This is a genomic window from Terrilactibacillus tamarindi, assembly GCF_009718825.1.
Classification (GTDB): Bacteria; Bacillota; Bacilli; order Bacillales; family Sporolactobacillaceae; genus Terrilactibacillus; species Terrilactibacillus tamarindi.
The window spans coordinates 72,118-96,800 of record NZ_WNHB01000006.1; the positions used below are offsets into that span (position 1 = coordinate 72,118).

At 35.9% G+C, this 24,683-nt stretch carries 26 protein-coding genes and 1 pseudogene; 10 read left to right on the top strand and 17 right to left on the bottom strand.

Annotated features, from left to right (window positions below):
- Positions 1-59 precede the first annotated feature (59 nt).
- On the bottom strand, positions 60-1,394 hold the full coding sequence (glnA, locus tag GMB86_RS05165; RefSeq protein WP_155217492.1) for a type I glutamate--ammonia ligase: 1,335 nt from the start codon (positions 1,392-1,394) through the stop codon (positions 60-62).
- Positions 1,395-1,672: 278 nt separating this feature from the next.
- Between glnA and GMB86_RS05170 the strand changes: the two genes are divergently transcribed.
- Both GMB86_RS05170 and GMB86_RS05175 read left to right on the top strand, forming a co-directional pair.
- Positions 1,673-2,317, top strand: coding sequence for a 5'-nucleotidase (locus GMB86_RS05170; RefSeq protein WP_329602772.1), 645 nt, complete (start codon positions 1,673-1,675; stop codon positions 2,315-2,317).
- Between the two features lie 312 nt (positions 2,318-2,629).
- Positions 2,630-3,790 (top strand): NAD(P)/FAD-dependent oxidoreductase, encoded by a 1,161-nt coding sequence (locus GMB86_RS05175; protein ID WP_329602773.1) that lies wholly within the window; start codon positions 2,630-2,632, stop codon positions 3,788-3,790.
- A 172-nt stretch (positions 3,791-3,962) separates the two neighbouring features.
- On the opposite strand, the gene GMB86_RS05180 is transcribed toward GMB86_RS05175, so the two are convergent.
- Entirely contained in the window at positions 3,963-4,493 is a 531-nt protein-coding gene (locus GMB86_RS05180; protein WP_155217496.1) for a GNAT family N-acetyltransferase, read from the bottom strand.
- A 112-nt stretch (positions 4,494-4,605) separates the two neighbouring features.
- Positions 4,606-5,682: a hypothetical protein gene (locus GMB86_RS05185; RefSeq protein WP_155217498.1), complete on the bottom strand. Its 1,077-nt coding sequence runs from the start codon at positions 5,680-5,682 to the stop codon at positions 4,606-4,608.
- Between the two features lie 604 nt (positions 5,683-6,286).
- On the opposite strand from GMB86_RS05185, the gene GMB86_RS05190 reads away from it, so the two are divergent.
- The 3 genes from GMB86_RS05190 (at position 6,287) to hepT (ending at position 7,973) form a co-directional block, all read left to right on the top strand.
- The gene (locus GMB86_RS05190) at positions 6,287-6,874 is read left to right on the top strand and encodes a cupin domain-containing protein (protein WP_155217500.1); all 588 of its coding nucleotides are present in this window, start codon (positions 6,287-6,289) and stop codon (positions 6,872-6,874) included.
- 297 nt (positions 6,875-7,171) lie between these two features.
- Positions 7,172-7,579 carry a type VII toxin-antitoxin system MntA family adenylyltransferase antitoxin gene (gene mntA, locus GMB86_RS05195; protein WP_155217502.1) on the top strand — a complete coding sequence of 136 codons (408 nt, stop codon included), beginning with the start codon at positions 7,172-7,174 and terminating at the stop codon, positions 7,577-7,579.
- The gene (gene hepT, locus GMB86_RS05200) at positions 7,569-7,973 is read left to right on the top strand and encodes a type VII toxin-antitoxin system HepT family RNase toxin (RefSeq protein ID WP_155217504.1); all 405 of its coding nucleotides are present in this window, start codon (positions 7,569-7,571) and stop codon (positions 7,971-7,973) included. The genes mntA and hepT overlap by 11 nt, the downstream gene beginning before the upstream one ends.
- 229 nt (positions 7,974-8,202) lie before the next feature.
- On the opposite strand, the gene GMB86_RS05205 is transcribed toward hepT, so the two are convergent.
- The 3 genes from GMB86_RS05205 to GMB86_RS05215 all read right to left on the bottom strand — a co-directional run bounded on the left by GMB86_RS05205 (position 8,203) and on the right by GMB86_RS05215 (position 11,118).
- Positions 8,203-8,751 (bottom strand): GNAT family N-acetyltransferase, encoded by a 549-nt coding sequence (locus tag GMB86_RS05205; protein ID WP_155217506.1) that lies wholly within the window; start codon positions 8,749-8,751, stop codon positions 8,203-8,205.
- A 139-nt stretch (positions 8,752-8,890) separates the two neighbouring features.
- Positions 8,891-10,561, bottom strand: a complete 1,671-nt coding sequence (locus GMB86_RS05210) for an L-lactate permease (protein ID WP_155217508.1) — start codon at positions 10,559-10,561, stop codon at positions 8,891-8,893.
- A 146-nt stretch (positions 10,562-10,707) separates the two neighbouring features.
- The gene (locus tag GMB86_RS05215) at positions 10,708-11,118 is read right to left on the bottom strand and encodes an RrF2 family transcriptional regulator (RefSeq protein ID WP_155217510.1); all 411 of its coding nucleotides are present in this window, start codon (positions 11,116-11,118) and stop codon (positions 10,708-10,710) included.
- A gap of 159 nt (positions 11,119-11,277) precedes the next feature.
- Between GMB86_RS05215 and GMB86_RS05220 the strand changes: the two genes are divergently transcribed.
- The gene (locus GMB86_RS05220; RefSeq protein ID WP_155217512.1) at positions 11,278-12,165 is read left to right on the top strand and encodes a sulfite exporter TauE/SafE family protein; all 888 of its coding nucleotides are present in this window, start codon (positions 11,278-11,280) and stop codon (positions 12,163-12,165) included.
- Between the two features lie 50 nt (positions 12,166-12,215).
- Here the strand turns inward: GMB86_RS05220 and GMB86_RS05225 are convergent, their stop codons facing one another.
- Entirely contained in the window at positions 12,216-12,857 is a 642-nt protein-coding gene (locus GMB86_RS05225; protein WP_155217514.1) for an NAD(P)-dependent oxidoreductase, read from the bottom strand.
- A 195-nt stretch (positions 12,858-13,052) separates the two neighbouring features.
- Between GMB86_RS05225 and GMB86_RS05230 the strand changes: the two genes are divergently transcribed.
- The gene (locus GMB86_RS05230; protein ID WP_155217516.1) at positions 13,053-13,496 is read left to right on the top strand and encodes an Rrf2 family transcriptional regulator; all 444 of its coding nucleotides are present in this window, start codon (positions 13,053-13,055) and stop codon (positions 13,494-13,496) included.
- A 48-nt stretch (positions 13,497-13,544) separates the two neighbouring features.
- Here GMB86_RS05230 and arsC read toward each other — a convergent pair whose 3' ends face one another.
- From arsC to GMB86_RS05255, 5 genes are all read right to left on the bottom strand, one after another.
- Positions 13,545-13,970, bottom strand: a complete 426-nt coding sequence (arsC, locus tag GMB86_RS05235; protein ID WP_155217518.1) for an arsenate reductase (thioredoxin) — start codon at positions 13,968-13,970, stop codon at positions 13,545-13,547.
- Between the two features lie 26 nt (positions 13,971-13,996).
- Entirely contained in the window at positions 13,997-15,052 is a 1,056-nt protein-coding gene (gene arsB, locus GMB86_RS05240; protein WP_155217520.1) for an ACR3 family arsenite efflux transporter, read from the bottom strand.
- A 25-nt stretch (positions 15,053-15,077) separates the two neighbouring features.
- On the bottom strand, positions 15,078-15,425 hold the full coding sequence (locus GMB86_RS05245) for an ArsR/SmtB family transcription factor (RefSeq protein WP_155217522.1): 348 nt from the start codon (positions 15,423-15,425) through the stop codon (positions 15,078-15,080).
- 315 nt (positions 15,426-15,740) lie between these two features.
- Positions 15,741-16,940, bottom strand: a complete 1,200-nt coding sequence (locus GMB86_RS05250; protein ID WP_155217524.1) for an MFS transporter — start codon at positions 16,938-16,940, stop codon at positions 15,741-15,743.
- 16 nt (positions 16,941-16,956) lie between these two features.
- A complete protein-coding gene (locus GMB86_RS05255; protein ID WP_155217526.1) occupies positions 16,957-17,235 on the bottom strand; it encodes a hypothetical protein in 279 nt (92 codons plus the stop codon).
- Positions 17,236-18,122: 887 nt separating this feature from the next.
- On the opposite strand from GMB86_RS05255, the gene GMB86_RS05260 reads away from it, so the two are divergent.
- Both GMB86_RS05260 and GMB86_RS05265 read left to right on the top strand, forming a co-directional pair.
- Positions 18,123-18,779 carry a Crp/Fnr family transcriptional regulator gene (locus GMB86_RS05260; RefSeq protein WP_155217528.1) on the top strand — a complete coding sequence of 219 codons (657 nt, stop codon included), beginning with the start codon at positions 18,123-18,125 and terminating at the stop codon, positions 18,777-18,779.
- Between the two features lie 63 nt (positions 18,780-18,842).
- Entirely contained in the window at positions 18,843-19,037 is a 195-nt protein-coding gene (locus GMB86_RS05265; RefSeq protein WP_329602765.1) for a cupin domain-containing protein, read from the top strand.
- 213 nt (positions 19,038-19,250) lie between these two features.
- Here the strand turns inward: GMB86_RS05265 and GMB86_RS16065 are convergent, their stop codons facing one another.
- Entirely contained in the window at positions 19,251-19,862 is a 612-nt protein-coding gene (locus GMB86_RS16065; RefSeq protein WP_155217649.1) for a DUF1259 domain-containing protein, read from the bottom strand.
- A 204-nt stretch (positions 19,863-20,066) separates the two neighbouring features.
- Here GMB86_RS16065 and GMB86_RS05275 point away from each other — a divergent pair.
- A pseudogene (locus tag GMB86_RS05275) lies at positions 20,067-21,188 on the top strand (GMC family oxidoreductase); the annotation flags it as partial.
- A gap of 133 nt (positions 21,189-21,321) precedes the next feature.
- Here GMB86_RS05275 and GMB86_RS05280 read toward each other — a convergent pair.
- The 4 genes from GMB86_RS05280 to GMB86_RS05295 form a co-directional block, all read right to left on the bottom strand.
- Positions 21,322-21,807: an HIT family protein gene (locus tag GMB86_RS05280; protein ID WP_155217532.1), complete on the bottom strand. Its 486-nt coding sequence runs from the start codon at positions 21,805-21,807 to the stop codon at positions 21,322-21,324.
- 338 nt (positions 21,808-22,145) lie between these two features.
- Positions 22,146-22,901, bottom strand: coding sequence for an SDR family NAD(P)-dependent oxidoreductase (locus GMB86_RS05285; protein ID WP_155217534.1), 756 nt, complete (start codon positions 22,899-22,901; stop codon positions 22,146-22,148).
- A 57-nt stretch (positions 22,902-22,958) separates the two neighbouring features.
- Positions 22,959-23,744 carry a MerR family transcriptional regulator gene (locus tag GMB86_RS05290; RefSeq protein WP_329602766.1) on the bottom strand — a complete coding sequence of 262 codons (786 nt, stop codon included), beginning with the start codon at positions 23,742-23,744 and terminating at the stop codon, positions 22,959-22,961.
- A gap of 202 nt (positions 23,745-23,946) precedes the next feature.
- Positions 23,947-24,441, bottom strand: coding sequence for a GNAT family N-acetyltransferase (locus tag GMB86_RS05295; RefSeq protein ID WP_155217536.1), 495 nt, complete (start codon positions 24,439-24,441; stop codon positions 23,947-23,949).
- Positions 24,442-24,683: the final 242 nt, after the last annotated feature.

Genomic DNA, 24,683 nt, shown 5'->3' on the forward strand with positions numbered 1-24,683 from the left:
AGATGACTAAATTATTCAATTCCCTTTTTTGGTCACTTACAACCTTTTTATTGGGATAATTAGAATTTGTATTGATAGTTTTCAATTTCCCAAGCATGAACAGTGGTACGGTAGTCGTCCCATTCTGCTTTCTTCGCAGCCACATATTCATTAAATACGTGCTCTCCAAGTGTTTTGAGACCAATTTCACCAGCTTCTAATTCAGCAATTGCAGCTTCTAATCCACCTGGTAAACTATCAATTCCAAGCTCAGCACGACGGGCATTTGTCATATGGAAGATATCCTCGTCAATTGGAGCTGGTGCTTTTAATCCTTTTTCGATACCATCTAAACCTGCAGAAGCAATGACTGCAAAAGTTAAATAAGGGTTAGATGATGGATCTGGACAACGTAACTCAACACGCGTTGCCATTCCACGTTTTGCAGGAATACGGATTAAAGCTGAACGGTTTGAAGCAGACCAAGCAAGATAGCAAGGAGCTTCGTATCCTGGAACTAAACGTTTGTAAGAGTTGACGAGAGGATTTGTAACCGCAACAAAACCCTTCATGTTTTCTAAAATTCCAGCAATGAATGAATAAGCTTCTGTTGAAAGCTGTAATTTATCGGATTCGTTAAAGAATATATTTTGCCCATTTTTAAACAATGACATGTTAACGTGCATACCTGAACCATTGATTCCGAAAACTGGTTTTGGCATAAAGGTTGCATGCAAACCGAATTGAGAAGCAATCGTTTTTACCACCCATTTATAAGTTGTTGCTAAATCTGCTGCACCTAAAGCATCTGCATATTTAAAGTTAATTTCATGTTGACCTTCTGCTACTTCATGGTGAAGGGCTTCAATTGTAAGACCCATGGCTTTTAAAGTTTTGAAAATTTCTATACGGACTTTTTCTCCTAAATCCTTTGGAGCTGGTTCAAAGTATCCGCCTTGATCGCCTAGTTCTGTCGTTGGATAGCCTTTTTCATTTGTTTCGAACAAGAAAAATTCCAATTCAGGGCCAACAGAAATGGTATAGCCTTTTTCAGCAGCACGTGCAACGGTTTTCTTAAGTACGTTACGTGTATCTCCTTCAAACAAAGTTCCATCTGGGTTTGTAACAGAGCAAAGGAAGCGTGCTTCAGCATAACCTTCTGTTTCAGTCCAAGGCAATACGACAAACGTATTTAGATCCGGTAATAAGTAAGAATCTGACTTATTGATGGGTGAAAAACCTTTAATAGATGAACCATCAATCATAATTTCACCTTCTACAGCATCGTCTAACTGTTCTGCTGTAATTGTGATATTTTTTAAGATTCCTTCAATATCAACAAATTGAAGATGTAATAATTCCACACTTTTTTCTTTAATAATACTCTGAATTTGTTCCAATGTTATTTGTGCCATGTTAGTTTACCTCACATCCCTAGTCCCATTGTCTTACTTTAGTCCATTATAATGAATATTTAGTTTGAATACAATGCTTTTTTTGTATTTTTAAAATATTTTAACCAATAGAAACGTCAAGGCATTCTCGCCCTTCTGTGCTGGTCCTTCTTTTATCTACCATATGCTGTTATGTAACCTTTTTTTACACTAAAAAATAGGAATATCATCCCAGTTTTATCGTTAAAAAGGTATGTCATGGTTTCCCTCGAAGTTCTACACCCATTGTAAATAGTGTCATTGGTTATGCAAAAGAGGCTGTCTATCCAAGTTATACAGATGGTGATAAACCAGAAACGGCACTCGGAAATTTAATTGTTGATGGACAACTTTTTGAAGCCAATAAAGAAGGGAAAAATGTTGATTTTGCGATGACCAACAACGGCGGTATCCGTTCAGACTTAATTTCGAATCCGACAACTGACGGGAGAAATGAAATTACATGGGGAAGTGCCCAGGCCGTTCAACCATTCGGAAACTTCCTTCAAATCGTTGAACTGAAAGGTTCGGATATTTTAGATGTACAGAATCAGCAGTATGACAACGAATCCTATTACCTTCAAGTGGCTGGTCTGAAATATCAATATGCTCCATCACCTTTTGATTCAACCTTTCATTACAGAGTGACTAGCATGACAACAAACAATGGACAGCCATTTGATCTAAATAAAACGTATCGCGTGATTATTAATGATTTCCTTTATGGAGGAGGTGATGGTTTCTCTGCTTTTAAAAAAGGGGACATGGTCGATACCTTGAACGGACTCGATACAGACGTCTTTGTCGAATACATTAAGGATCAAAATGCTGAAGGTAAAGTGATCGATCCACAAACCAATAATCGCCGAGAACTTGTGGATTCAAAAACCTACTTAGGACAATAGTATTTAAACTCAAATGCCAGTAGCTCTTTATGGATAGAGCTATTGGCATTTTTTATACCCATGTTGGCAAAAACCTCCAGTAATACCCTCATTTCAAATTGGTTATTTATATCGTTTATATTATTTACATGGGGGGTACATAATAACCATAAAGGTCAAAATATCTATTTTTAAAGACCTTCGTCTTATTTTTTGAATACTTTATATCAGAAACATATAAAATGCGAACCGATTGGTGGTATGATGGTTCGGTTTCTTATAGAAATGACTTAGGAAGGGTGATCCGTCCTGGAACGAAAAAAGATTGTAATACTGGGTGCCGGTTATGGCGGTCTTAGGGCATTAAAAGAATTGCAAGAGCAGCAACCGAATGCTGATATCATTATGATTAACAAAGACCCGTACCACTGGGAGATGACATCATTGCATGAAGTGGCTGCAGGGACCAATGAACCTGAAAAAATCTGTTACCCAGTTGACAGCGTTATTGATAGCAAGCAAACAGTATTCATACAAGACACAGTAACCGGTATCGATAGAGATAATAAAAAGGTTATGCTTAAACAAAAAGACCCTGTTTCGTTTGATTATTTATTAATTGCCCTTGGATTTGAATCCGAATTATTGGGGATTGAAGGAATGAAAGAGTATGGTTTGACGATTTCTGATATTTCATCCGTCGAGCGTATCCGAACTCAGATAGACCAAATACTAGCAGAATGGAAGAAGAGCCATAAAGAGGAACCCCATACGCTTGTTGTAGGTGGAGCGGGGTTCACCAGCATAGAGTTTTTGGGTGAATTGACCGAACGGCTGCAATCTGAAATTCAAAACAATCGACTTCCTAAAAATAAAGTCAACGTCATTTGTATTGATCCATCCCCGGATGATATGCCGGCATTCGACCACTCTCAGACTCATTATGCCGTCAGCAAGCTGGAACAACGTGGCGTGACATTTGTCACTGGTCGGATCAAGAAAGTTGAGCCAAATGGTGTGTATTATGAAAACAACGGTAAAATTAAGATGATTGAAACGGACACCTTTATCTGGGGCGGAGGTATTCGCGGAAGTTCGGTGATCAAAAATTCTGGCTTTAAAGAAAAGCATAGTAGAGTTCTTGTGCAACCGGATCTGACAGTAGAAGGTGAACCGAATATCCTCATCATTGGTGATTGTTCAGCTGTGCCTGACCCAAACGGTGGTATCTATCCCGCAACTGCACAAATTGCCTTGCAGCAGGGTGATTGCGCCGCCTACAATTTGAAAGCTTTACTTGACGGTCGTCCTCTTAAGAAGTTTGTATATCAATACAGAGGAACGGTTTGTTCATTAGGACCTAAAGATGCTATTGCCACCGTAATGGGCAAAAACCTGAAGGGTTTTCCAGCTTCTTTAATGAAAAAAATCGTCGATTATCGATCAATTTGGAAAATCGGTGGAGTTCGAGCACTGTTGAGACTTTGGAGATAATTAACTAGAAACGCTTTATTATCAAAAATCTTCGCCAATAACAATTAAATATCCTCTCTTAAAACAGAGTCCGAAAACCTATCACAAGGTTTTCGGGCTTTTTTCAAAGCTCATTGAATGTGCAAGTTGAGGTTTATTTGAAGATAACGTAAACCTCAATCAGTGGAAGTTTTTATTCCGTTACTAACAATGAATATAGACTGAGATCAATTAAACGGCCTTTTGATTTTTCGACCTTTTTTGGTGTTCCTTCGTAGGTGAAATTTAATTTTTTAAGAACCTTAATTGAGTTCGTATTTTCTGGTTCGACTTTCGCTTCTATTCGACTAAGTTTTAATTCGTTAAAAGCATAATTTATTAAGCACGTAATAGCTTCTGGAGCATATCCTTTGCCCCAATAATCTTTATCAATTTCATAACCTATTTCAGTGTTGGTATTTTCAAAATCTAAAATGTTATAACCACAAGAGCCAACAATTTTGTTTGATTTTAATTCAATGATGGAGTAACGAATGGCTTTGTTTTTCTTAGAAAGTTTATCAAGTAATGAAATCATTTCTTTTGCTTGCGTTTCTTCCGTGAATTTGTCGATGTTCATGTATTTGGTTACCTCTGGATCCGACCAAATTTTAAACAAACTACCTGAGTCCGATGGTTTCATTTTTCTTAATAGCAACCTTTTGGTACGTAATTCTGTAATCAATATATTTACCTCCATTATATTTGTATTTTGGGGTCAAGATATTGATATCTGCGCATCGTTCATTCCCTTCATAATTTAGAGATAGTAGTATTATACAAATTTTCCCTTATATTTAAAAATATAAATCAAATTTTGTTAATGCCGCCTGAAAATGTTTTACAGTATTTTTTATAGTAAAAATCACCTTTTCATCTCCAACTAGAGGCCTGCCAAATCGGAAAAGTCCTTCTTGTTCTTCATGAACTACGTTTGGTAAGTTTGCTTTATCCGGTAAAAACACCTGACCAATCGGATAAGGTATATGAAAAGAAAAATGGTAATCCTTTAATTCCTCATGTTGAATTGAAACATAAAACAATGAATAATAATCCTTTACAACTTTAACCATGCAACTATCACATTTTTGGATTTCTTTTTTATGCCAAGCGTAAAAATCCCATTTTGAAACGTACTCAAATTCCCTTTCTATCCCCCATAAGCTAAAATGTACATCGCAAAACTGAATGTATGTCGTTTTATCTGCGTTTCTAGGTTTATAAAAGGATAGTGTTGAAAATGAAGATTGAATCAATCTTTTAATCGCCTCATTTTTCATTTGATAAAAGTTCGCTTTATTTTCATCATATTCTTTCTTCTTAGTTCTTGCACTAAGCGATTTTAATTGGGATTCTTTTGCCCATCTACTTACCCACATTGTCCAATAAGCTAATTCCATGGTAACACCGAGCTTACTGTCAACCTTATACCACTCCACCAATATCTTTTTCCATTCTTTTTCATAAAATTGTTTTTGAATGTTTACATTTCTTTTTCTCGTGGTCTTTGCTTTATTTATGGCTTGCTTTCTCTTTTTGTTGACTTCATTTTTATGTTCCTCTCTCCACTTTTCCAATTGTTTTTTAGAAATATGATAAATTTGGAAACTATCATATTTTGGATATTCGATAGTCTTTCCATATTTACGAAACGAATTATAGCCAGCAACTTTTAATTTTTCATCCTTTGTCCATCTTAACCGTTCTGTTTTTGTAATTCCCAATATATTCTCTACGTCATATGGTGATAAGGAAAATTCAAATGAGTATTTTTTGTAAATATCCCTGATCCTCACTTCATTTGAACCCATTTCATTGAATAGTTTCTGTATTAATTCATCCTTTTTTCGTTTTCTTATCTCTTTTTCATCCAAATTCAGTAGTTGACCGAGATCGCTCTTTTTTAGTTTAATAAAATCAGATTCAATGGGTAATGTAGGCACGGTAAACACCCCTTAAACTTCATCATGTCTTTTTTATAAGTCAATTTTTAATTTCATCACTATTGCTTAACACCTATTAGGCATTGCCTTCCCAATTGTTTATCGGGAGCTGACCCTTTCTTCATAGACATGCCAATAAATCTCTTTTTCTTTTTGCTTCTCCAAAAAATTTAAACACAAATTGAGGATCAGCCAACGGTTTTGTTATAAGTTCGGATCTGTTTTTTATTAGGGACAAACGCTATTTATTGGCCCCTTTTTTACTAGCAAGAATTTTATCTTCCCAACAAGAACGTTTGTTCCCATTTTATCATAAGAAGAAAAGTTTGTCTATCGTAACTGACGATCATCTCCCACCTACTCATCGGGCTTTGAGATGGGAGTCCTTTGTCTGGAAAAGATAATTCAACTTATTGTGCTAGGATCAAAAAAGTGTAATAAGGTTAATGTTTTTTTACAAGTCACCTTGAATCTAAATACATTTTCGTAACAAGTGCATAGGATAATTTTATAATCTGTGAAGGGATTGGGGAATATGTACTATGAGCCTTATATCTATCCATATCCATATGCTAATAATGTAAATGCACCAATGCATAGCTTTGAAAGAGAGTCTGTTTACAGGACTTTTCCTAATGAGATACAACAGTCAAACAAAGATTATCATCGTTATTTAAACAACAATGGGAATTTCTACTTAAAAGATTTTGGAGCGGAACCGTTTGTTATTAATATCAATGAAGCAGCAAAGCAAAATAATACGTTTCGAACTGCTTTATGGACAGGAACACACTTTCAAGTTACTTTAATGAGTCTAGGAGTTGGCGAAGATATCGGATTGGAAATGCATCCTGACGTTGATCAATTTTTACGCATTGAGCAAGGTCAAGGGATTGTTCAAATGGGTAAGAATAAAAATAATTTAAACTTTAGAAGAAATGTCTATGATGATTCTGCAATAGTCATACCTGCAGGAACGTGGCATAATCTAACCAATACAGGGAATACTCTTCTAAAACTTTACTCCATTTATGCTCCTCCGAATCACCCATTTGGAACCGTTCATCCTACAAAAGCAGATGCAATAGCAGCAGAAGAAAGCCACAATTATGGCAGATTTTAAAGATTGGAAGTTATATTCAAGGATACATTTTTAGGGGTCTCTCTTTATAGCGGTCATTGACTGTTCGATTCGTTCTTTCATTTTCTTATGCTTGAAAGTGGAAAGTTAGAGGCACTAATCTGCTAGTTTATACTTTTCTCTATTGTGAGTCTCAATTAAAGTTCCATAGTAGCCTCTCTTGCCTCGCTTGGCAGGGGGGGGTTCTAATTTTAAATTATACTTGGTTCACTTCTATAAGTCGTTAAATGGCAAACCACTTGTTATAATATGATTAAAACTATTTATGGGAGTGATCGAATGCCAATTAACATAGAGAAATTGATCACTGATTTTTTAATCGAAAAATTAACCCCCTCCTTTATCATCCTTTTTGGATCTTATGCAAGAAATACCATGCATGATCAAAGTGATATTGATATCGCGTTTTACAGGAAAGATAGCACCATAACAAAATACGACACGTTTATGCTCGCTCAGGAGCTCGCATCTCTTCTAAAAAAAGAAGTCGATTTAGTTAATATTACAGAAGCCTCTACGGTCTTCCAAGCACAGATTTATACGACAGGAAAAATTATTTATTGTAACGATGAAATATTAAGAATGAAGGAACAAATGAAAACGTTGAGCATGTATGTAAAGCTCAATGAAGAAAGAAGAGACATTCTTAAAAAAGTAGACGAAAGCGGGACTATCTATGAAAAATGATGTCATTTTAAACAAAATCAGTGTGATAGAACGCTGTAGGAAACGAATTTTGGAAGTGTATGATCAGAGCCCACAAAATCTTCTCGATTATACCAAACAAGACTCTATTGTTTTAAATATCCAACGTGCCTGTGAAGCCTGTATAGATTTGGCTATGCATGTTGTTTCAGAAGAACGCCTCGGATTACCTCAAACGAGTCGGGAAGCATTTGATATGTTGGCATCCCAATCTATTATTACAAAGGAAACCGCCTATCTCATGAAAGCTATGGTTGGATTTCGTAATATTGCTGTTCATGATTATCAAACCATCAATCACGAGATATTGCAGCAAATTTTAGAGAAACATTTAGATGACTTTACTATTTACACAAAGCAGATTCTACAGCATTAATAGGCATTCTTTTAATAATAGTCACATTGTAGAAAAGTTATCTTCATATACTTCTCATTAAAATAGATGGGGAGTATTGATGACTATCGTTATTTCTTCGACAAAGTCCGGGTGGTGGCCCTAGGTTGCGCCCTTGGGATTAAGAATTGTTTTAAAAAATGGAATTCGTTAATAATCCTTTAAAAAAAGGATCCTCTTAAGAAGGGTCCCGTTTGTTGATGAATAAAATTCATTTACATGAATCTTGTTTAGTAAATTCGACTTTTAAAAGACCATATACTTCAACGTCCTCATAATTATTTAATAGAAGTTTATTTTGTCTAAGTGTTCCCTCTTTCTGTAAACCAGCTTTCTCCAAAACCATTATTGAAGCTTTGTTTCTAGAAATAGCAGCTGCCCAAATTTTATTTAAATTAAGTTCGTTAAATCCAAAACTTATTATTTGCTTTACAGCTTCTGTTGCAAAACCATTTCCCCAATAATCTCTGCCTATCCAGTAACCAAGTTCACCTTTATTATTGTTATGATCAACTCTAATGTTTATTGTACCTATTATTTCTTTTGTATTCTTATATACTATTGCTAATGGGTACTCAACGCCTTTTTTAATTAGTTCAGGGTGAGTATCAATCCAATCTTCTGCATATTTTAATAGATAAGGATGAGGAAGGCCAAGAATATTTGCTACCTCTTTATTATTTGCTAATTCCTGAATTCTAGATGAGTCTAACTTTTTGAAAGGTTGTAAATATAATCGTTCTGTTTCTAATTTCACCAAAACGAAACACCTCCTGATTTTATGTTAATATCCATATTATCACAATGACATTTTGAAAACTTACATTTCTTTATCCTTTTGCTACTAAAGCATAAATGCGATGTCTATTAATGTCGAAGTGCCAGGCACTTCGACACTATCAGGGAATCATCCAATGCAGCGGATAAGCCTGAAGCAACGTAATCAACGCTGTTATTGCGAGGAAAAACAGACTGTGTTTGATGGTGAACATGAATAAACTGCCTTCTTTTCCAACCAAGCCAGTCGCCGCTGTTGCTACCGCAATGGATTGAGGTGATATCATTTTTGCTGTGACGCCTCCTGTTGAATTTGCCGCAACGAGGAGCGTTGAATCTACACCTATCTGATTCCCCGTTATCTTCTGAAGATTGGAGAACAAAGCATTTGATGACGTATCCGATCCAGTCAAGAATACGCCCACCCAACCAATAATCGGAGCGACGAAAGGAAAAGCAACACCCGTGGAAGCCAATCCAAGACCTAACGTTGCACTCATGCCCGAGTAATTTTCAATGTATGCAAACCCAAGCACCGACACAACCATAATCAGGGGAAAAGTCAGCTCCTTTATCGTATTACGGAACGTTTGAATCCATTTTTTCCAACTGAGTTGAAGAAGATATTTGCTAATGAGGCATGCAACAAGAATAGCTGTTCCTGTTGCCGCAAGCAGATCAAACTTATACACCGCTTCATAAGGCACAGATTCATTAACAATGGGTTGTGTTTTATCAATTACACCATCAAGAAATGGAACGGATATCATCATGGTCAGCGAATTTAACGCCTTTTTAACACTATCCAGTCCGCCCCAAATACAGATGATTCCGACAAGCAAAATAAAGGGTGACCATGCCTGTATAATCTGTTTCAGTGAATGATGCATATTACTGGACTGTGTGGCTGCTTGTTCTGTTACCTCTGATCCAGAAACCAGACCATCCTCAGACTTCTCATTCTTAAAACGGAAGATTGTTTTTGGCTTCCAAACCTTTAAGAAGATTGTCAAAGCAACCAGGCTGGCAATGGCTGAAGTAATATCCGGCAGTTCCGGGCCAAGATAGTTAGCTGTTATAAATTGTGTCAGCGAAAAGGAAAGACCGCAAACCAAAATGGCTGGAAGTACTTCAATTGTCCGCTTCCACCCAGACATAATAAAAACCAGCCAGAATGGAACGAAGAGTGACAATAAAGGCACTTGACGGCCAACCATCTGACTGATCGCCATAACATCCATGTTAGCAACTTGTGCAGATGTCAGAATAGGGATACCGACACCTCCGAAGGCTACAGGTGCCGTGTTAGCAATCAGGCACAATCCAGCTGCATAAAAGGGATTAAATCCTAGACCTACCAACAATCCTCCGGCGATCGCAACAGGTGTCCCATAACCGGCTGTTCCCTCCAAAAAGGCTCCAAAAGAGAAAGCAATTAACAGCGCTTGCAACCTTCTGTCTTCTGTGATTGAAGCAATAGAATCTCTAATAATCTTAAAATGACCGGATGCAACAGTAAGTTTGTATAAAAAGACAGCGGTTACAATTATCCACCCAATTGGCCATAACCCTTGAAATCCGCCGAATACAGTCGCACTGACAGCCAGCGAAACAGGCATCTTAAAGACGATGATCGCCACCAACACCGCAACGAGGACAGTTAACAACCCTGCAACATATCCCTTCATCTTTTTCACAGCTAACGCCCAGAAAAAAAAGATGATAGGTATGCAGGCAACAAAGAAAGACACAGCTAAGTTACCGAATGGATCATAGTTTTGAACCCAATGCATAATGAAATTACCCTCCTCCGATTTAAGCTGTAAAATCAATGAAAAAAATACTATATTCAGTTTATGGTAACCGCTTACAAAACATAACTGTTTTTTGGGGTGCCTGTCACCACCCGAAATTTGTCGAAAATAATCATAATTTATCACTATATTTTTCGTTCTATCAAATCGTAAAGTGTTGTGTTATCTAATAATTCTGCAATTTTGTCTCTAACAAGTGCCCATAGTGGTTTTAGCAAACAACCTTCTTCTAATGGACAACTTTCGTAGGAAGTAATACTTACACAACCCATCGGTGCAAGTGGTCCTTCTAAGTTTCTAATGACATCCCCGATAATAATTTCCTTTGGATTTTTGCCTAATTTGTAGCCCCCATTGACACCTCTTTTACTTTGAACGTAGCCGTTTCTTTTTAATTGCAAGAGAATTTGTTCTAGGTAGTGAACTGGTACAAGTGTTTTTTCCGAAATTTTTTCTATACTTATTAACTTACTATGCATTCCACCCAGGCAGATTAACGCTCGTAATGCATATTCTCCCTTGCTTGAAACCTTCATCAACGTTCACTCCTTTTAAGCCCATTTTTATTAGACAAAGAACCCACCCAAAGGGTCCATCATATCTTAAGTTAGAAACTTGATTAGATTAGTCAACAATTTAATAATTTCTATCCATTTCTAATCTATTCAGGATTTATAAAAAAAGGAGAATTAAATATGAGAAGATTGATTATTCTTGCCTTTATAGGTTTAGCAGCACAGTTAGTCGATGGTTCTTTGGGGATGGCATATGGAGTTACATCAACGTCATTATTACTTATGTTTGGAATTGCACCAGCTGTTGCATCTGCATCCGTCCATATGGCAGAAGTTGTAACAACAGCTGCTTCGGGTGTATCACACATTCGATTTGGAAATGTCGATAAACAAGTCGTTTATAAATTAATATTACCAGGATCAATCGGTGCTTTTTTAGGTGCTTGTTTCTTAGGTAGTATCCCTGGGAATATTATAAAACCATATGTATCCTTTTTCTTATTAATTTTGGGTATTTTTGTAATTTATCGTTTTCTCTTTAAGTTTAACACATACAAAAAACTAACAAGGAAAAGTATGTCAAAAAAACAATTCATCCCACTTGGATTTATAGCAGGGTTTTTTGATGCAACAGGAGGTGGGGGATGGGGTCCAATTGCAACACCAGTTTTATTAACGGGTAATAAAATGGAGCCTAGAAAAGTAATTGGATCAGTTGATACAAGTGAATTTGCCATAGCTGTTTCATCTACACTAGGGTTTCTTTTAACATTAGGATGGTCAAATATTCATCTACAATGGGTTATTGCATTAATGATTGGTGGCCTAATAGCAGCCCCAATTGCAGCTTGGTTGGTCAAAATTATTCCTACAAACCTATTAGGAACACTTATTGGTGGGATTATTATTATTACAAATATGAGGACTTTATTAGGAGCATTAAATGTTTCGCAAATAGCAAGCCTATATACTTATATAATCCTTGGAGCCTTGTGGATCATTGCTGTAGGAATTGTAATTTGGAGAATACGAAAAGGCAGCTATCATAATAAACAACTATTAGAGTAATAGTAAATGTCGAAGTGCCAGGCACTTCGACATTATCTCTTGGCAAAAAACTATTCTGCTTCGCCAACAACTGAAAATCGTTCATTTTTATGCTGTGAAATTTCAATTTCGTCTAATACAGCAATTGCATAGTCTGCATAGCTGATGTAGCTTTCACCTTTTGAATTTAAAGTGAGTATATCTCCGCCTTTTTTATATGAACCAGTTCGTTTACCTTCTGGATTAAAGAACCCGGCTGGACTTATATAAGTCCATTGAATACCACTTGTACTTTGTAGTTCATCCAAATTCTTAGCCATGTTTGCAGCAGTTGGAAGATATGCTTTAGGAAAATCGGGAGTTTCCATTACTCGCACTGATTTTGCTTCATCAACAAAAAGGCTTCCTGCTCCACCAACGACAACTAATCTTGTGCTTGGAGCACCTTTAAGTGCTTCAATTAAGACTTTACCAGCTTCAATATGCTGATTTTCTTGTCCTGGTGTAGCATTAAATGCATTTACAATCACATCGAACTTGTTAATATCTTGGGATTTCAAATCAAAAATATTTTTTTCCACTACAGCAACTTGTTTGTTTTCTATTTTAGATGCATCTCTAACAATTGCAGTAACCTCATGCCCTCTTTCAACAGCTTCCTTTAGAATAAGACTTCCTGCTTTACCGCTTGCACCAATAATTCCAATTTTCATTTTACTGTCCTCCTGTAATTATTACAAATTTAATGTAACCAAACCAATTACCTGTAATCATACTAATTACAATTAGAATATTTGTCAATAGTCTACATTCACATTTTTTGTAATCTATCATAGAAAAATACCCTTGTAATAGTTTTAATTACAGGTGTACTATAAATGTATATTCATTAAAGGAAGGTGAAAAAGATGTCTATCAGCAGTCGTTTTGCTGTTGGAATTCATATATTAACTCTTATTGAAATAAATAAAGGTGGAGTAAGCACTTCAGAATTTTTAGCTGGGAGTGTTAACACGAACCCAGCGGTCATAAGGAAGATTATGGGGATGCTTAAACGTGCAGGTCTAGTAAAAGTAAGACCAGGAATTGCTGGGGCTGTATTAGCAAAAGACTTTGCAGATATTACATTGCTGGATGTTTATAGAGCAGTTAATGTTGTTCAAGAAAAAGATTTATTTAGCATACATGAAAATCCAAATCCTGATTGTCCAGTCGGTAGAAATATTCAAGAAACAATTGGTCCTATATTTGAAATTGCCCAAACCGCATTGGAAAAGGCTCTTGAAAATGTAACTATTCAAGATGTAGTAAAGGACATAATTGAGAAAGAAAAATTGAATAATAAATGTTAATGTCGAAGTGCCAGGCACTTCGACATTAAACGACCTCCAATCATCTGTTTACTCGCCTGTTTCCGAGAATCTTTTAATCCTTTCCCCTACTTCATCACGGACTTTTTGAAATACTGCCCATTTTTCTTCATCTGTTCCCTCGGCTTTGGCTGGATCATCGAAGCCCCAGTGTTCTCGTTTTACATGTGGTGGTGTCATTGGGCATTTGTCAGCAGCGTCACCGCAAAGTGTGACCACTAAATCTGCATTATTTAAAATTTCAAGGTCAATAACATCTGAGGTTTGGTTCGAAATATCAATTCCAACTTCCTTCATTGCCTTTACTGCATTCGGATTCAATCCATGTGCCTCAATACCTGCACTACAACTATTCCATTCGTTTTGGTTTAAATACTTTTTAGCCCATCCCTCAGCCATTTGGCTTCTGCAAGAATTCCCTGTACATAAGAAGTAGATTGTTTTTTTATTTTTCATATTGATTACCACCTTTGTTTTTGAATTTATACTGTTTGCTCACTGAAGTATTTCTTTTTAAACCATAATGCGACATTGACAAGTGCTATCATGACAGGAACTTCTACTAACGGTCCAATTACCGCTGCAAATGCAACACCCGAATGGATACCGAAAACACCTACAGCTACGGCAATCGCCAATTCAAAGTTATTACTGCCCGCTGTAAATGCTAATGTTGTGGTTACAGGATAATTTGTTCCTAATTTCCTTCCTAGGAAGAACGAAACAAAGAACATGATGATAAAATAAATCAACAGGGGTATAGCAATTCTCACAACATCCAGTGGTAAAGACACAATCATGTCTCCTTTTAGAGAGAACATGACAATGATCGTAAACAGCAGGGCTATTAATGTGAGTGGGCTTATTTTTGGGATGAACACTTTTTCATACCAAGATCTGCCTTTTACTTTGACTAACATAAAGCGGGTAATGATTCCTGCAATAAACGGTAGTCCAAGGTAGATAAATACCGACTTAGCCACTTCACCAATGGTTATATTGATGGCGACTCCATCTAATCCAAACCATTCCGGAATAACCGTTACAAAAACATAGGCATAAACGGAGAAAAAGAGCACTTGGAAAATGGAATTAAAAGCAACTAACCCAGCGGCATAGTCTGCATCGCCTTTTGCAAGATCATTCCATACAATAACCATGGCGATACAGCGAGCTAAACCAATCATGATAAGTCCTACCATATACTCAGGTTTATCCGGTAAAAAGATAATAGCGAGTAAAAACATGAGGATTGGTCCAATTACCCAGTTTTGTACTAACGATAGTGCTAACACTTTCACATCTTTAAAGACTCGCCCAATTTCTTCATAACGTACCTTTGCGAGTGGGGGATACAACATCAAAATCAACCCAATGGCTATAGGAATCGACGTTGTTCCGACTTGAAGTTTATTTAAGCCATTTACCATTCCCGGAAAAATAAAGCCTAACCCGATGCCTACTGCCATGGCAAGAAAAATCCATAATGTTAAGTAACGATCAAGAAATGATAAACGCTTTTTTTTAGCATGATTCATAGCATTCCTCTCCTCCATTTTTTCTTTAACAACCACAACGAAGAGTTGGATTGCTTATTTCAATTTGACGAATCTTTTCATCTTGATCTGGAATAAGGCTTGTTGCATACTTAACCAGTGAATAAAATTCGCTGTTTGTATTGAGAGAATAATAGATCCACTGGCCTCTTCGTGCTTCTTTTACTAATCCAGCGTCCTTTAATTTACGAAGGTGTTGACTAATAGAAGGTTGACTCATCTCAAAAACTTCAAGCAACTCACAAACGCAAAGTTCCCGTTTCATCAAAAGAGCACCAATCGTCAGCCTCGTTTTATCTCCAAGTAGCTTGAATACCTGAGACGCAGTTTCTACCTCAATATTAGTTTTTTCCATATGACTTCTCCTTTTCAAATCGAATAAGTATATAGGAATGTACTTATATATAGAACAAAAAATAAAACCCTTCCTTTTACTCTGCACATATAAATATATAGCCATTCACTTATATATTCAAGTAAAACTTCGAAGTGACAAGCACTTCGACAATAAAAAATTGTTAATTTTTTTATCCATTTTCTTTTCCTCCTAAAGAAATGAAATAAAAAAACTCACCAGCATTTGATAAAAGTCATCTAGCTGGTGAGGTTTAAAACAAAGTTTGATTTATTGATTTATTGTTTTTCAACTGACATAGGCCAAATTTACCGATTAAGAAATTCGTTCATATTTCTCCTTAGTCTTATTCAGTGAAATTTTATTGCCACTAAAGTATATAACCGTACAAACAAGAGGAATGATTCCCGCGATGACGTATAGACCCCTAAAAGAAGTGAAAGATTTTAAAATACCCAAAACATAGGGACCAACACCCAATCCTAAATCTAAACCAACAAAGTAAGTAGATAAGGCAATTCCAATTCTGGTTGCGTTAGGAACTACTTTGAGACAAACGGCTTGACCATTTGACATAAAGGTACCATACCCTAATCCGACTAATGCGCCAGCGATTAACAACATCGCACTATTAGTCGTTATACTTAATAAAAATAAACCCGCTGTTAAGAAGATATAACTAGGGTACAAGACATACTGTTCACCCTTTACATCAAAAATTCGACCAGTCATAGGACGAGTGAATGTGACTACTAATGCATATACCACAAAGAAAAAAGATCCTGCAGCGACTAGATCAAGCACTTTAGTATAAGAAGACAAGAATGATAGCACACTAGAATAAGCAAGTCCCATTAGAAAGGCGATGCCTGTTATAAATAGAGCCTTTTTTTCTATAAAGCTATGAATGCTCCAAGAGCTTAATTGAGTTTTTTGCGCATCTGATAACTGAATATTTTTAACGGGAAATATAAAGCAAGAAATAGTCACTAAAGCAATTAAAATAATGGAAAACCAAATAATAAATAAGAAGTTTGTCAAATTAAGCAAAATCATTCCAATGAAAGGTCCAGCAGCCGCAGCTAAACTTGTACTTAATCCATAATAGTTTATTCCTTCCCCTTTTTTATTTTTAGGAATATATGCTGTTACGATAGCATTGGTTGCCGTAGAGACTGTTCCATATCCGAAGCCGTTTATAAGCCGAATTACATATAGAATACCGATACTTGGGGCAAATAAATAGGCGATCGTTGTAATAAGATAAAAAATGGCTCCACCACGTAAAACGAATTTTCTCCCCAATAGTTCTAACTGTTTACCCATATATAAGCGAGCTATCAATGTTCCAATAATATATATTCCTGAAGCAAATCCGGCCTGACTTAAACTAGCGTGTAAATTATCTTGAGCAATTACTGCGATGATAACCATCAAAAGATAATAAACCAAGTAGACACAAAAGTTAATTAATGTAATTCCGACAAAGTGTTTGTTAAAAAGTTTATCTTCCATGTAACTTCTTATCTCCTTAAATTGAATAAGTTTTTAATTTTTCGATTTGTACTTCTACATCATGATAATTTGAGGGGTATCGATCTACTAATTGTTGAATAAATAGATCACGTGTGGACATGAATAAGTCTAGAAATTCCTTACAGTCTTGATTTGCTTCACTTCCCATTTGTTTTACCAATTCTATGGAGTCTTGGTGAGCATCGTTCAAAAATACTAACGATGCTTTCATATTGAATCTTGTTCGGTATGCTGTTTCTAGTCGATCAATAATTGCATTCATCCAGTAATTCATGTTTGATCGCCTTCTTTATATAAAATTGCTCAACTTTCGGAGTTGAATTTGAACTCTAGAGTCCCACGGAAACTTGGATTGAACCCACTTTAATATCAAGCTTTTGTGTACACTTCAGAGTTTAAACATCGTAAGGCTATCCAATCTAGGCCTGTGGTTGCAGCTAATCTTTTCCAAAAAATCTTAAATAGAGGCTTGATTGCGGATTATGTTTTGATGGATACTTGGTTTACACATGTACCTTTGATCGAATCGATAACAAAAAAAGGTTGTTTGTAAATCGTTTAAATAATGAAGAAACGCTACCAATTTGACGATCAACTTTTAAAACTAGTAAATATTTTTAAGCTAGCTTAAGAATTTAAAGGTATATCATATGATTCCATGATTAGAGATTTAGATATGTTTACGGCTTCACAAAAGTGTTATTAGACCTATTTGAAACAATGTCGAAAGGGACTATTTCCTCGAGCACAGAAACATTAAATATAAAGTGAAACTTCCATCAGTGGGGGTTTTCTTCATCCCCCACTGATGGTTAGCTGAGCCAATCGGACCTTTACGGGCAGTTGATCCCCACCTATCTTCTTTGTACTCAGAATCTTGAGGTGGGGGTCTTTACTTGCCGTTAAGGCGGGATAAATAGTCAATAATTGCAATGGTTTGAGTCTCTGCCGAGTTATATCAAGGATTCATTGAGTCTTTCTATGGCCGAAAGTTGAGAAATTACTAGTGAAGTATAATAAATGTATAGAATGTTTACAAACGCAGTGGTAATATATCTTTGTACATAACAAATGTTAATGTCATTTGTAAATTATGAACGAACTAAAAAAAAGATCTGATTTTGACATGTTTTTAGGTCTATTCATTGGGGGGGACATTTGTTGGATAATAGAGTGTTAAAGGAATATGTTAAAAAAAAACGTCCACCAATTGTCCAAAAGGGGTATCATAAGTATTTAACCTTTGAAGGTGTAGAGGATTGTTATGCTTATATTTTGAAGAGCGGTGTTGTTAAAGCAAGTGTCATTTCTAATGATGGTCGCGAATTTAATCTTAGATACATTACAGACTTTGAAATTGTTTCAATATTAAGGGATGAGTATTCACAATTTATTGATTCTCCTTACAATATCCGAGTTGAATCAGAGACTGCTGAATTTTATCGAATTAATCGTGTGGAATTTTGGAAGGATGTTAATGAGAGCTCAGAATTCCAACGTTACGTAAAAGATTTCTATAGATACCGTTTGCTTTATGTTATGAAGAAAATGCAACAGATGTTGTTAAATGGTAAATTGGGTGCTGTTTGTACACAACTTTACGACTTATATGATCTTTTCGGTGTTCGAACACCTGACGGGTTGATGATTGATTTTCAAGTTACGAATGAAGAAATTGCAAAGTTCTGCGGTATATCAACAGCAAGTAGTGTTAGCAGAATTCTAAAACAATTGAAGAATAATGGTATTATAACTATTAAAGATCATCGAATATTTATTACTAACATGGAACTATTAGAGGACAATATTATATTTTGACGGGTGCCTGTTTTCCTACTGGTGCCTGTCACCACCCGAAACCACCCGAAATTTGTCGAAAAAATGTCGAAGTGCCAGGCACTTCGACAATTAGTTTTAAAGGGGAAAGTTCTCGCAGAACAAGGAGAAAACTCCGTTATTTTAGAAGAGGGAGATACGTTCAGTTGGTGTGCAAGTGTCCATCACTTCTTTAAAAATATTGGAGATGATATTGCCAAAGTTTTGATTGCAGTCTTTACCGAAGGCTCAGAACATTAAAATAGTTATAATCTTAAAGCCATGATTCTTATAATCCTGGCTTTTTATTTTGCTTCTAATTTAACGGCATGTTTATTTTCCATACATAATTTTCTCCAATAGCTAACGTTCACAAGGAGAGAGAAATAATCGTATTAGCAAAAAAGACCTTCAAATTGAAGGTCTAAATTAAAATCTATTCACTACAATGAGGCATTAAACTTTAATAATTGATTAGAAAAGCCCAGCCTCTCTTGCCGCTTCAATACTATTCCTAGCAAACTCTTCTGCGGACATATCCACATTCTCCCAATGCATATACATTAAGCGCGGTTTTTCAAATAGCCAATGGTTGTGAAATGCTGTCACGATAATTCCTCTTCTTCGTAAGGCATCGATCATCGGATTGACTTCTTTTTGGAGGAGTACAGTTTCACCTAGATTAAGTCCATTGTTTTCAAAGGATAACATAAAGGGGAGAGCAAGCGGAGAGCGCGTACGTCGTCCTAATATAGTTGCATTGATATCTCGAAGACGCATTACAACACAGACAGGAGTTGCTGAGATAACCATTCCTCCGATTATATCTGCCAACCGCTGGCACTTTGAAGTACTTATATCCCGAACATCACCATGAGAAGAATGTGTCCTTCTTCTCCTTGAACCATGCCCACTCGATTCTAATTCAAAGTCCATTTCATTATTACCTGTGCTGTTTGAATGATGCCTAATTGATTTCGAACTGGATTTAAATTCTGCTTCTACCTGATTATTCTCAAAAAAGTTTGTATTGGTATCGTGATTAACAAATCTGAACCAATTGTCAAAAACATCTCTTCTTTCCATCAAAATCACCTCCTTGTCCCTAATCTTATTAATAGTATATTACGAGATTTTGGAGGAGAATGGACTAAAAACAGGTGGCCAAAGCCTTTTTTAAACTTTTTATGTAATAAATAGGTATTGCATTATAACTTTAGTATGTCTTTACCTACTTCTCCCCCATTGCTATTTCATAGGATATATAGAATGGTGAAAGGGGAATGTATAATGCATGATAGCCAGTCAAAAAATCTTTTTGACTACATTGTAGTTGGGACTGGACCAGCTGGTGCAGTTATAGCTAAAACAATAACAGATGATAAAAAAACAACTGTTTTAGTGATTGAAGCAGGAGAAAATAATGATCGTGATCAACCAATTAGAGATTCAAGATTTGCTCTTGAACTAGAAGAACACTTTTTCCCTGAGTATTTTTGGCAAGGAGAAGGCGTCCCACAAGAGGGAGTTGATGACAGGTCATTTGAATGGACAACAGGACGCCTATCTGGTGGAGGTTCTTCCATAAATGGAGAACAGTATGTTAGACCAACGTGGGCAGTCTTAAAAGAATGGGAAAAACTATTAGGTTCGTTATGGCCGCCTGAGAAAGCGATAAGAAGCTTTAAACAATTAGAAAGTTTTCATGGAAAAACAAATAGTCTTGAATTTCATGGCTATAATGGACGTCTTAGCATCAGACAAACCCCCAGCACCCCTCCTGCAATTACGAATAAATTGGTTTCCGCAATAGAAAGTGCTACAGTTATTAAAAGAATTCTAGATTACAACAATCCAAGAACTCCACTTGGTCCGTTCACCAGGTGGCAATTATATCAAAAAAGGAATGGACAAAGAGAAAGTTCCTCTACTGCTTTTTTATCTTCCGATATTATTAATCGCGAAGGTATTGGAGTGGACGGACGAAAGTTAAGGGTGCTTTATAAATCAACGGTAGTTCGTATTCTATTTAACGGAAAAAGAGCGGTTGGTGTGGAACTACTAAAAGAGGGCAAAAAAATAAAAATATTTGCGCATAAAAAAGTGATTATTTCAGCAGGCATCAACAGTGCACAACTTTTAATGTTATCTGGAATTGGACCCTCAGACGACTTACGTCAGGCAGGCATACCTGTAGTATTTAATAATCCAAATGTAGGAAAGTTTTTGACAAATCATACCTTGAACACCGCAACTTTCAATATCAATCCGAGGGATATCCCTGAACTGACAAATGATCCGTTCGCTCTTTATACAGGGGGAGCGTTTTTACCAAATCCGCTCGAAAATAATAAACGGCGTGGTGTTCAACTAGTTGGAATTGTAACTGAAGGTAAATTAAGTATTGCTATTGGTAATTCTATTAAATCTTCAATAATGAAATCAGCCTCAACATTATTCCATTGTATACCAAGAGGCATTCCTATTTAGCAAGGTACCATCTAAGTCGAAGATAACAGCTTTAATCATTTTAAACACACATCCCTTATTTATTTAATTCCTCTCCTAATGCTCTAATCGCTTCCTTTACTTCTTTTATATTTTCTTCATTATTCAGTTTATTTCTTGCATGAAGTAATACAGGTCTAACAGATTCTACTGACCTTCCAAACTTGTACATCCATTCATAGCGTGGAACCATCCAAGTATGAAAATGGTGAGTCGTATCCTCGTTATAAAAATAATAGACATGTTCAATCCCTAAGACTTTTCTTTGAGCCTTCCTAATCTTAGACAAGATATTTATGTAATCCATTCGTTCTTCTTCGGTTAATTCATCAAAGCATTTAATATGACGCTTAGACGCTAAAATTATTAAACCTTTTATTGGATATGCAACATCTTGATGTGCATGAAAATATTCTGTTTCTATTACTACACCACCTTCTGGTTCGATAACTCCACTTGTCAAAGCACAGCTTAAACATTCTACTTCCACCATTTTTCCATTTGAAAGAGTAATCGTTCTCATAGAATCCTCCTCTAAGGCAAATTTGTCTCCATATTTTACTTAAACAAGTTTGTTACCTTTTCTGCAATCTCTTTAGGTCTAACCTGCAAATTTTTTATAAACGGTACAACTTTATTTCAAATCGCATGTCGAAGTGCCAAGCACTACGACATCAAATCGACATGGGGATATGAGCAAGGAAAAATCGTACAAGCCCATATACTTTAATAAAAAACCCCACCTGTTTTTTCAGAGGGGCCAATTTTATGCTTACGTTATAACTACCTGTTCATTTGTTATTACCGCCTGTGAAATATTTTTACTATAATCAATCAAGAGGAATTGTTTTAACTTATTCGCTACAAATGACTGCCACCTGTAACATCCATATTATGCCCAGTTATAAAACTCGCTTTTTTACTAGCAAGGAAGGAGACAGCATTGGCGATTTCTTCTGGCTGTCCTTCTCTTCCTAAAGCACTCATCTGCTTAGCATTTTCCTGCCCCTCGTTGGTGTGTAACCAGCAAGCCGTTGAATCTGTATCAATAATTCCTGGCATTACAGAATTAACAGTGATCCCTGTTCTTCCTAATTCTTTTGCCAGCGTAAACGTCATTGTATTCATAGCCCCTTTAGTCATGCTGTATACCATCATATGGGGAAACGCAATGCGCGTCACTCCTGATGAAATATTTATTATTCTTCCGTTGTTCTCGATATACTGAACTAAAGACTGACTTATAAAATAAGGCGCTTTAACATTAGCATTGAATAATTGATCAAATTCTTCATAGCCTACATCCCCAAATCCATTAGATGTAGCATGGCCAGCATTATGCACAATTGTATGAATGGATATTGTCTCGTCCTGAATAAGAAGGCTCTTTACTTGTTCAATAAAAACATCTATGCCCCCACTGGAATTGAAATCTCCTTGAATGATCTCTGCTTTCTTCCCAATGGAGTTAATTTGCTCCTGAACTTTAACTGCTTGTTCAATATTTTGATTATAATGCAAAAGTAAATTAAATCCATCCTTTGCAAGCTGAATGGCAATCGCCTTTCCTATTCCTCTTGAAGCACCTGTTACCAAAGCATATTTCAATTTTTTCATATGTTATACCCTCCTTAAAAGAGAATATAAAGGTTTCCCTTAGGGTAAAGTCAATCGCTAAACATTTAGCGGGAAAATAAATTCGGAAAAACGTTTAGAGGAATATAAATAATCATCTGAATTTAATATACGCTCATAAATATAGGGTCCAGATAATTTTATCTTATCGTTTTTTATGATGTTCTTTATCTTTAAAATTGATTGTTCTTGGTAAGGATCAACTTCGCAAAAAAAGTGCTGCGCTTCAAAGTCAAAATACTTTTTATAGATGGATGGATCTAGTTTCTGACTTTTCACTTGAATAGCTATGGCAACTGGATAAACATCGTTATCACTTCGTTCATACTTAATCATTTTCTCAGTTCTTATGACGTTATTCTTTTTAAACAATTTTTCTGCGTCATTGAGCGCCGTGCATATATTTTCATTTGGTAATATGCTGGATTCAACTACATGTACAGCATCTAAGTATCCAATTTTAACTTCGCCATTGAATTCAGTCATTGTGCTAGTAAGCATATTTAATTGCTGGATTGCTTGGTTTGCTTTAATAATTTTATCGGATTCTAATCGAAGTTTTCTTTCGATCAAGCTATTTATCTCTGCAGCTGATAATTTTTCATCTACGATCTGCTCAATTTCTTTTAAGGTAAACCCTGCTTGTTTTAATAGCTTTATTCGCTTAGCTGTTAACAATTGATTCTTGTTATAGTATCGATAGTCATTATCGGGATCAATAAACGAAGGATTCAAGATATTTTTTTGATCGTAAACGTATAAAGCCTTTCTTGAAAGACCCGTTAATTTACTAAATTGGTTTATTAGAAGCAGATCTTTCCTCACTAATGAGCGCCCTTCTTTCATGTCATTCAATATGTGTATTTCATTATAAGTATTCATTTTTTTATAAATTATCAGTCCTTAAAAAATAGGTGACGGTCACTACCCGAAATTATTTCAGGGGTGAAAAACAGTGATAGACAAGATAATCTGCATTGTACCTGAATGTAGTTGTTTCGTATATGCTAAAAAAGAAGAAATCAGTCTAGATAAGTATCCTTCTGTAATGTCGAAGTGCCAGGCACTTCGACATTATTGCTCTTTTATCTTTTCCGAAAGCCTTAAACCCCAAAGATGAATAAAGCCTTTTTGCTGGATCATTAGTCGTCACCACAGTTAAATAAATCTGCTCAATTCCTTCCAATTCTTTTGCCTTCTTAATTGCTTCTAACATTAAACTCTTTCCAGCACCAATACCACGCTTTTCAGGAGAAACGTACATGGCGAAGATATTCGCTCTATGTTTTAGTTTAAGCTTCTTTTCTTTAACCAAAGTAACGACACCGATAAGTTTTTCATTTTCAAACGCACCGAAAGTAAACGAGTCTTGAGATTGAAACCTGCTTTTGTATTTTTCAAAGGATTGATCTTTTTCCTCTTCATAGCTAGCAGCAAATGCCTCAGGGCTATTTTGTAAAGCCTCTAACCTTAGATCAAGATAGTTCTCAGCATCTAGTGAATTTAAAAGTCTAATCTCCATCATTTTCTCCCTATAAATAGATATGGTTTTTGTATGTTTATTTTACAATAAAGTTATCAACTCTTGTTCCATTAAATGGCCCTTTAGTCGAATGGGGTTTTACATCATCAAAAGCAAAAAAATAATCCTGTTTATATCAATACAGGATTTTAATCAAACTTTTTTTACAAATTATCAAACTTTGTTTTAAAGTCACAAATTTGTAGCTTTGAAATAAAGTTTGGTCAAAAACAACCCGCAGA

Coding starts and splice junctions, on each gene's coding strand:
- glnA (WP_155217492.1), bottom strand. CDS start 1,394: ATGGCACAAATAACATTGGAACAAATTCAGAGTATTATTAAAGAAAAA.
- GMB86_RS05190 (WP_155217500.1), top strand. CDS start 6,287: ATGTACTATGAGCCTTATATCTATCCATATCCATATGCTAATAATGTA.
- mntA (WP_155217502.1), top strand. CDS start 7,172: ATGCCAATTAACATAGAGAAATTGATCACTGATTTTTTAATCGAAAAA.
- hepT (WP_155217504.1), top strand. CDS start 7,569: ATGAAAAATGATGTCATTTTAAACAAAATCAGTGTGATAGAACGCTGT.
- GMB86_RS05210 (WP_155217508.1), bottom strand. CDS start 10,561: ATGCATTGGGTTCAAAACTATGATCCATTCGGTAACTTAGCTGTGTCT.
- GMB86_RS05215 (WP_155217510.1), bottom strand. CDS start 11,118: ATGAAGGTTTCAAGCAAGGGAGAATATGCATTACGAGCGTTAATCTGC.
- GMB86_RS05220 (WP_155217512.1), top strand. CDS start 11,278: ATGAGAAGATTGATTATTCTTGCCTTTATAGGTTTAGCAGCACAGTTA.
- GMB86_RS05225 (WP_155217514.1), bottom strand. CDS start 12,857: ATGAAAATTGGAATTATTGGTGCAAGCGGTAAAGCAGGAAGTCTTATT.
- GMB86_RS05230 (WP_155217516.1), top strand. CDS start 13,053: ATGTCTATCAGCAGTCGTTTTGCTGTTGGAATTCATATATTAACTCTT.
- arsC (WP_155217518.1), bottom strand. CDS start 13,970: ATGAAAAATAAAAAAACAATCTACTTCTTATGTACAGGGAATTCTTGC.
- arsB (WP_155217520.1), bottom strand. CDS start 15,052: ATGAATCATGCTAAAAAAAAGCGTTTATCATTTCTTGATCGTTACTTA.
- GMB86_RS05245 (WP_155217522.1), bottom strand. CDS start 15,425: ATGGAAAAAACTAATATTGAGGTAGAAACTGCGTCTCAGGTATTCAAG.
- GMB86_RS05250 (WP_155217524.1), bottom strand. CDS start 16,940: ATGGAAGATAAACTTTTTAACAAACACTTTGTCGGAATTACATTAATT.
- GMB86_RS05255 (WP_155217526.1), bottom strand. CDS start 17,235: ATGAATTACTGGATGAATGCAATTATTGATCGACTAGAAACAGCATAC.
- GMB86_RS05265 (WP_329602765.1), top strand. CDS start 18,843: ATGTCGAAGTGCCAGGCACTTCGACAATTAGTTTTAAAGGGGAAAGTT.
- GMB86_RS16065 (WP_155217649.1), bottom strand. CDS start 19,862: ATGGAAAGAAGAGATGTTTTTGACAATTGGTTCAGATTTGTTAATCAC.
- GMB86_RS05280 (WP_155217532.1), bottom strand. CDS start 21,807: ATGAGAACGATTACTCTTTCAAATGGAAAAATGGTGGAAGTAGAATGT.
- GMB86_RS05285 (WP_155217534.1), bottom strand. CDS start 22,901: ATGAAAAAATTGAAATATGCTTTGGTAACAGGTGCTTCAAGAGGAATA.
- GMB86_RS05295 (WP_155217536.1), bottom strand. CDS start 24,441: ATGGAGATTAGACTTTTAAATTCACTAGATGCTGAGAACTATCTTGAT.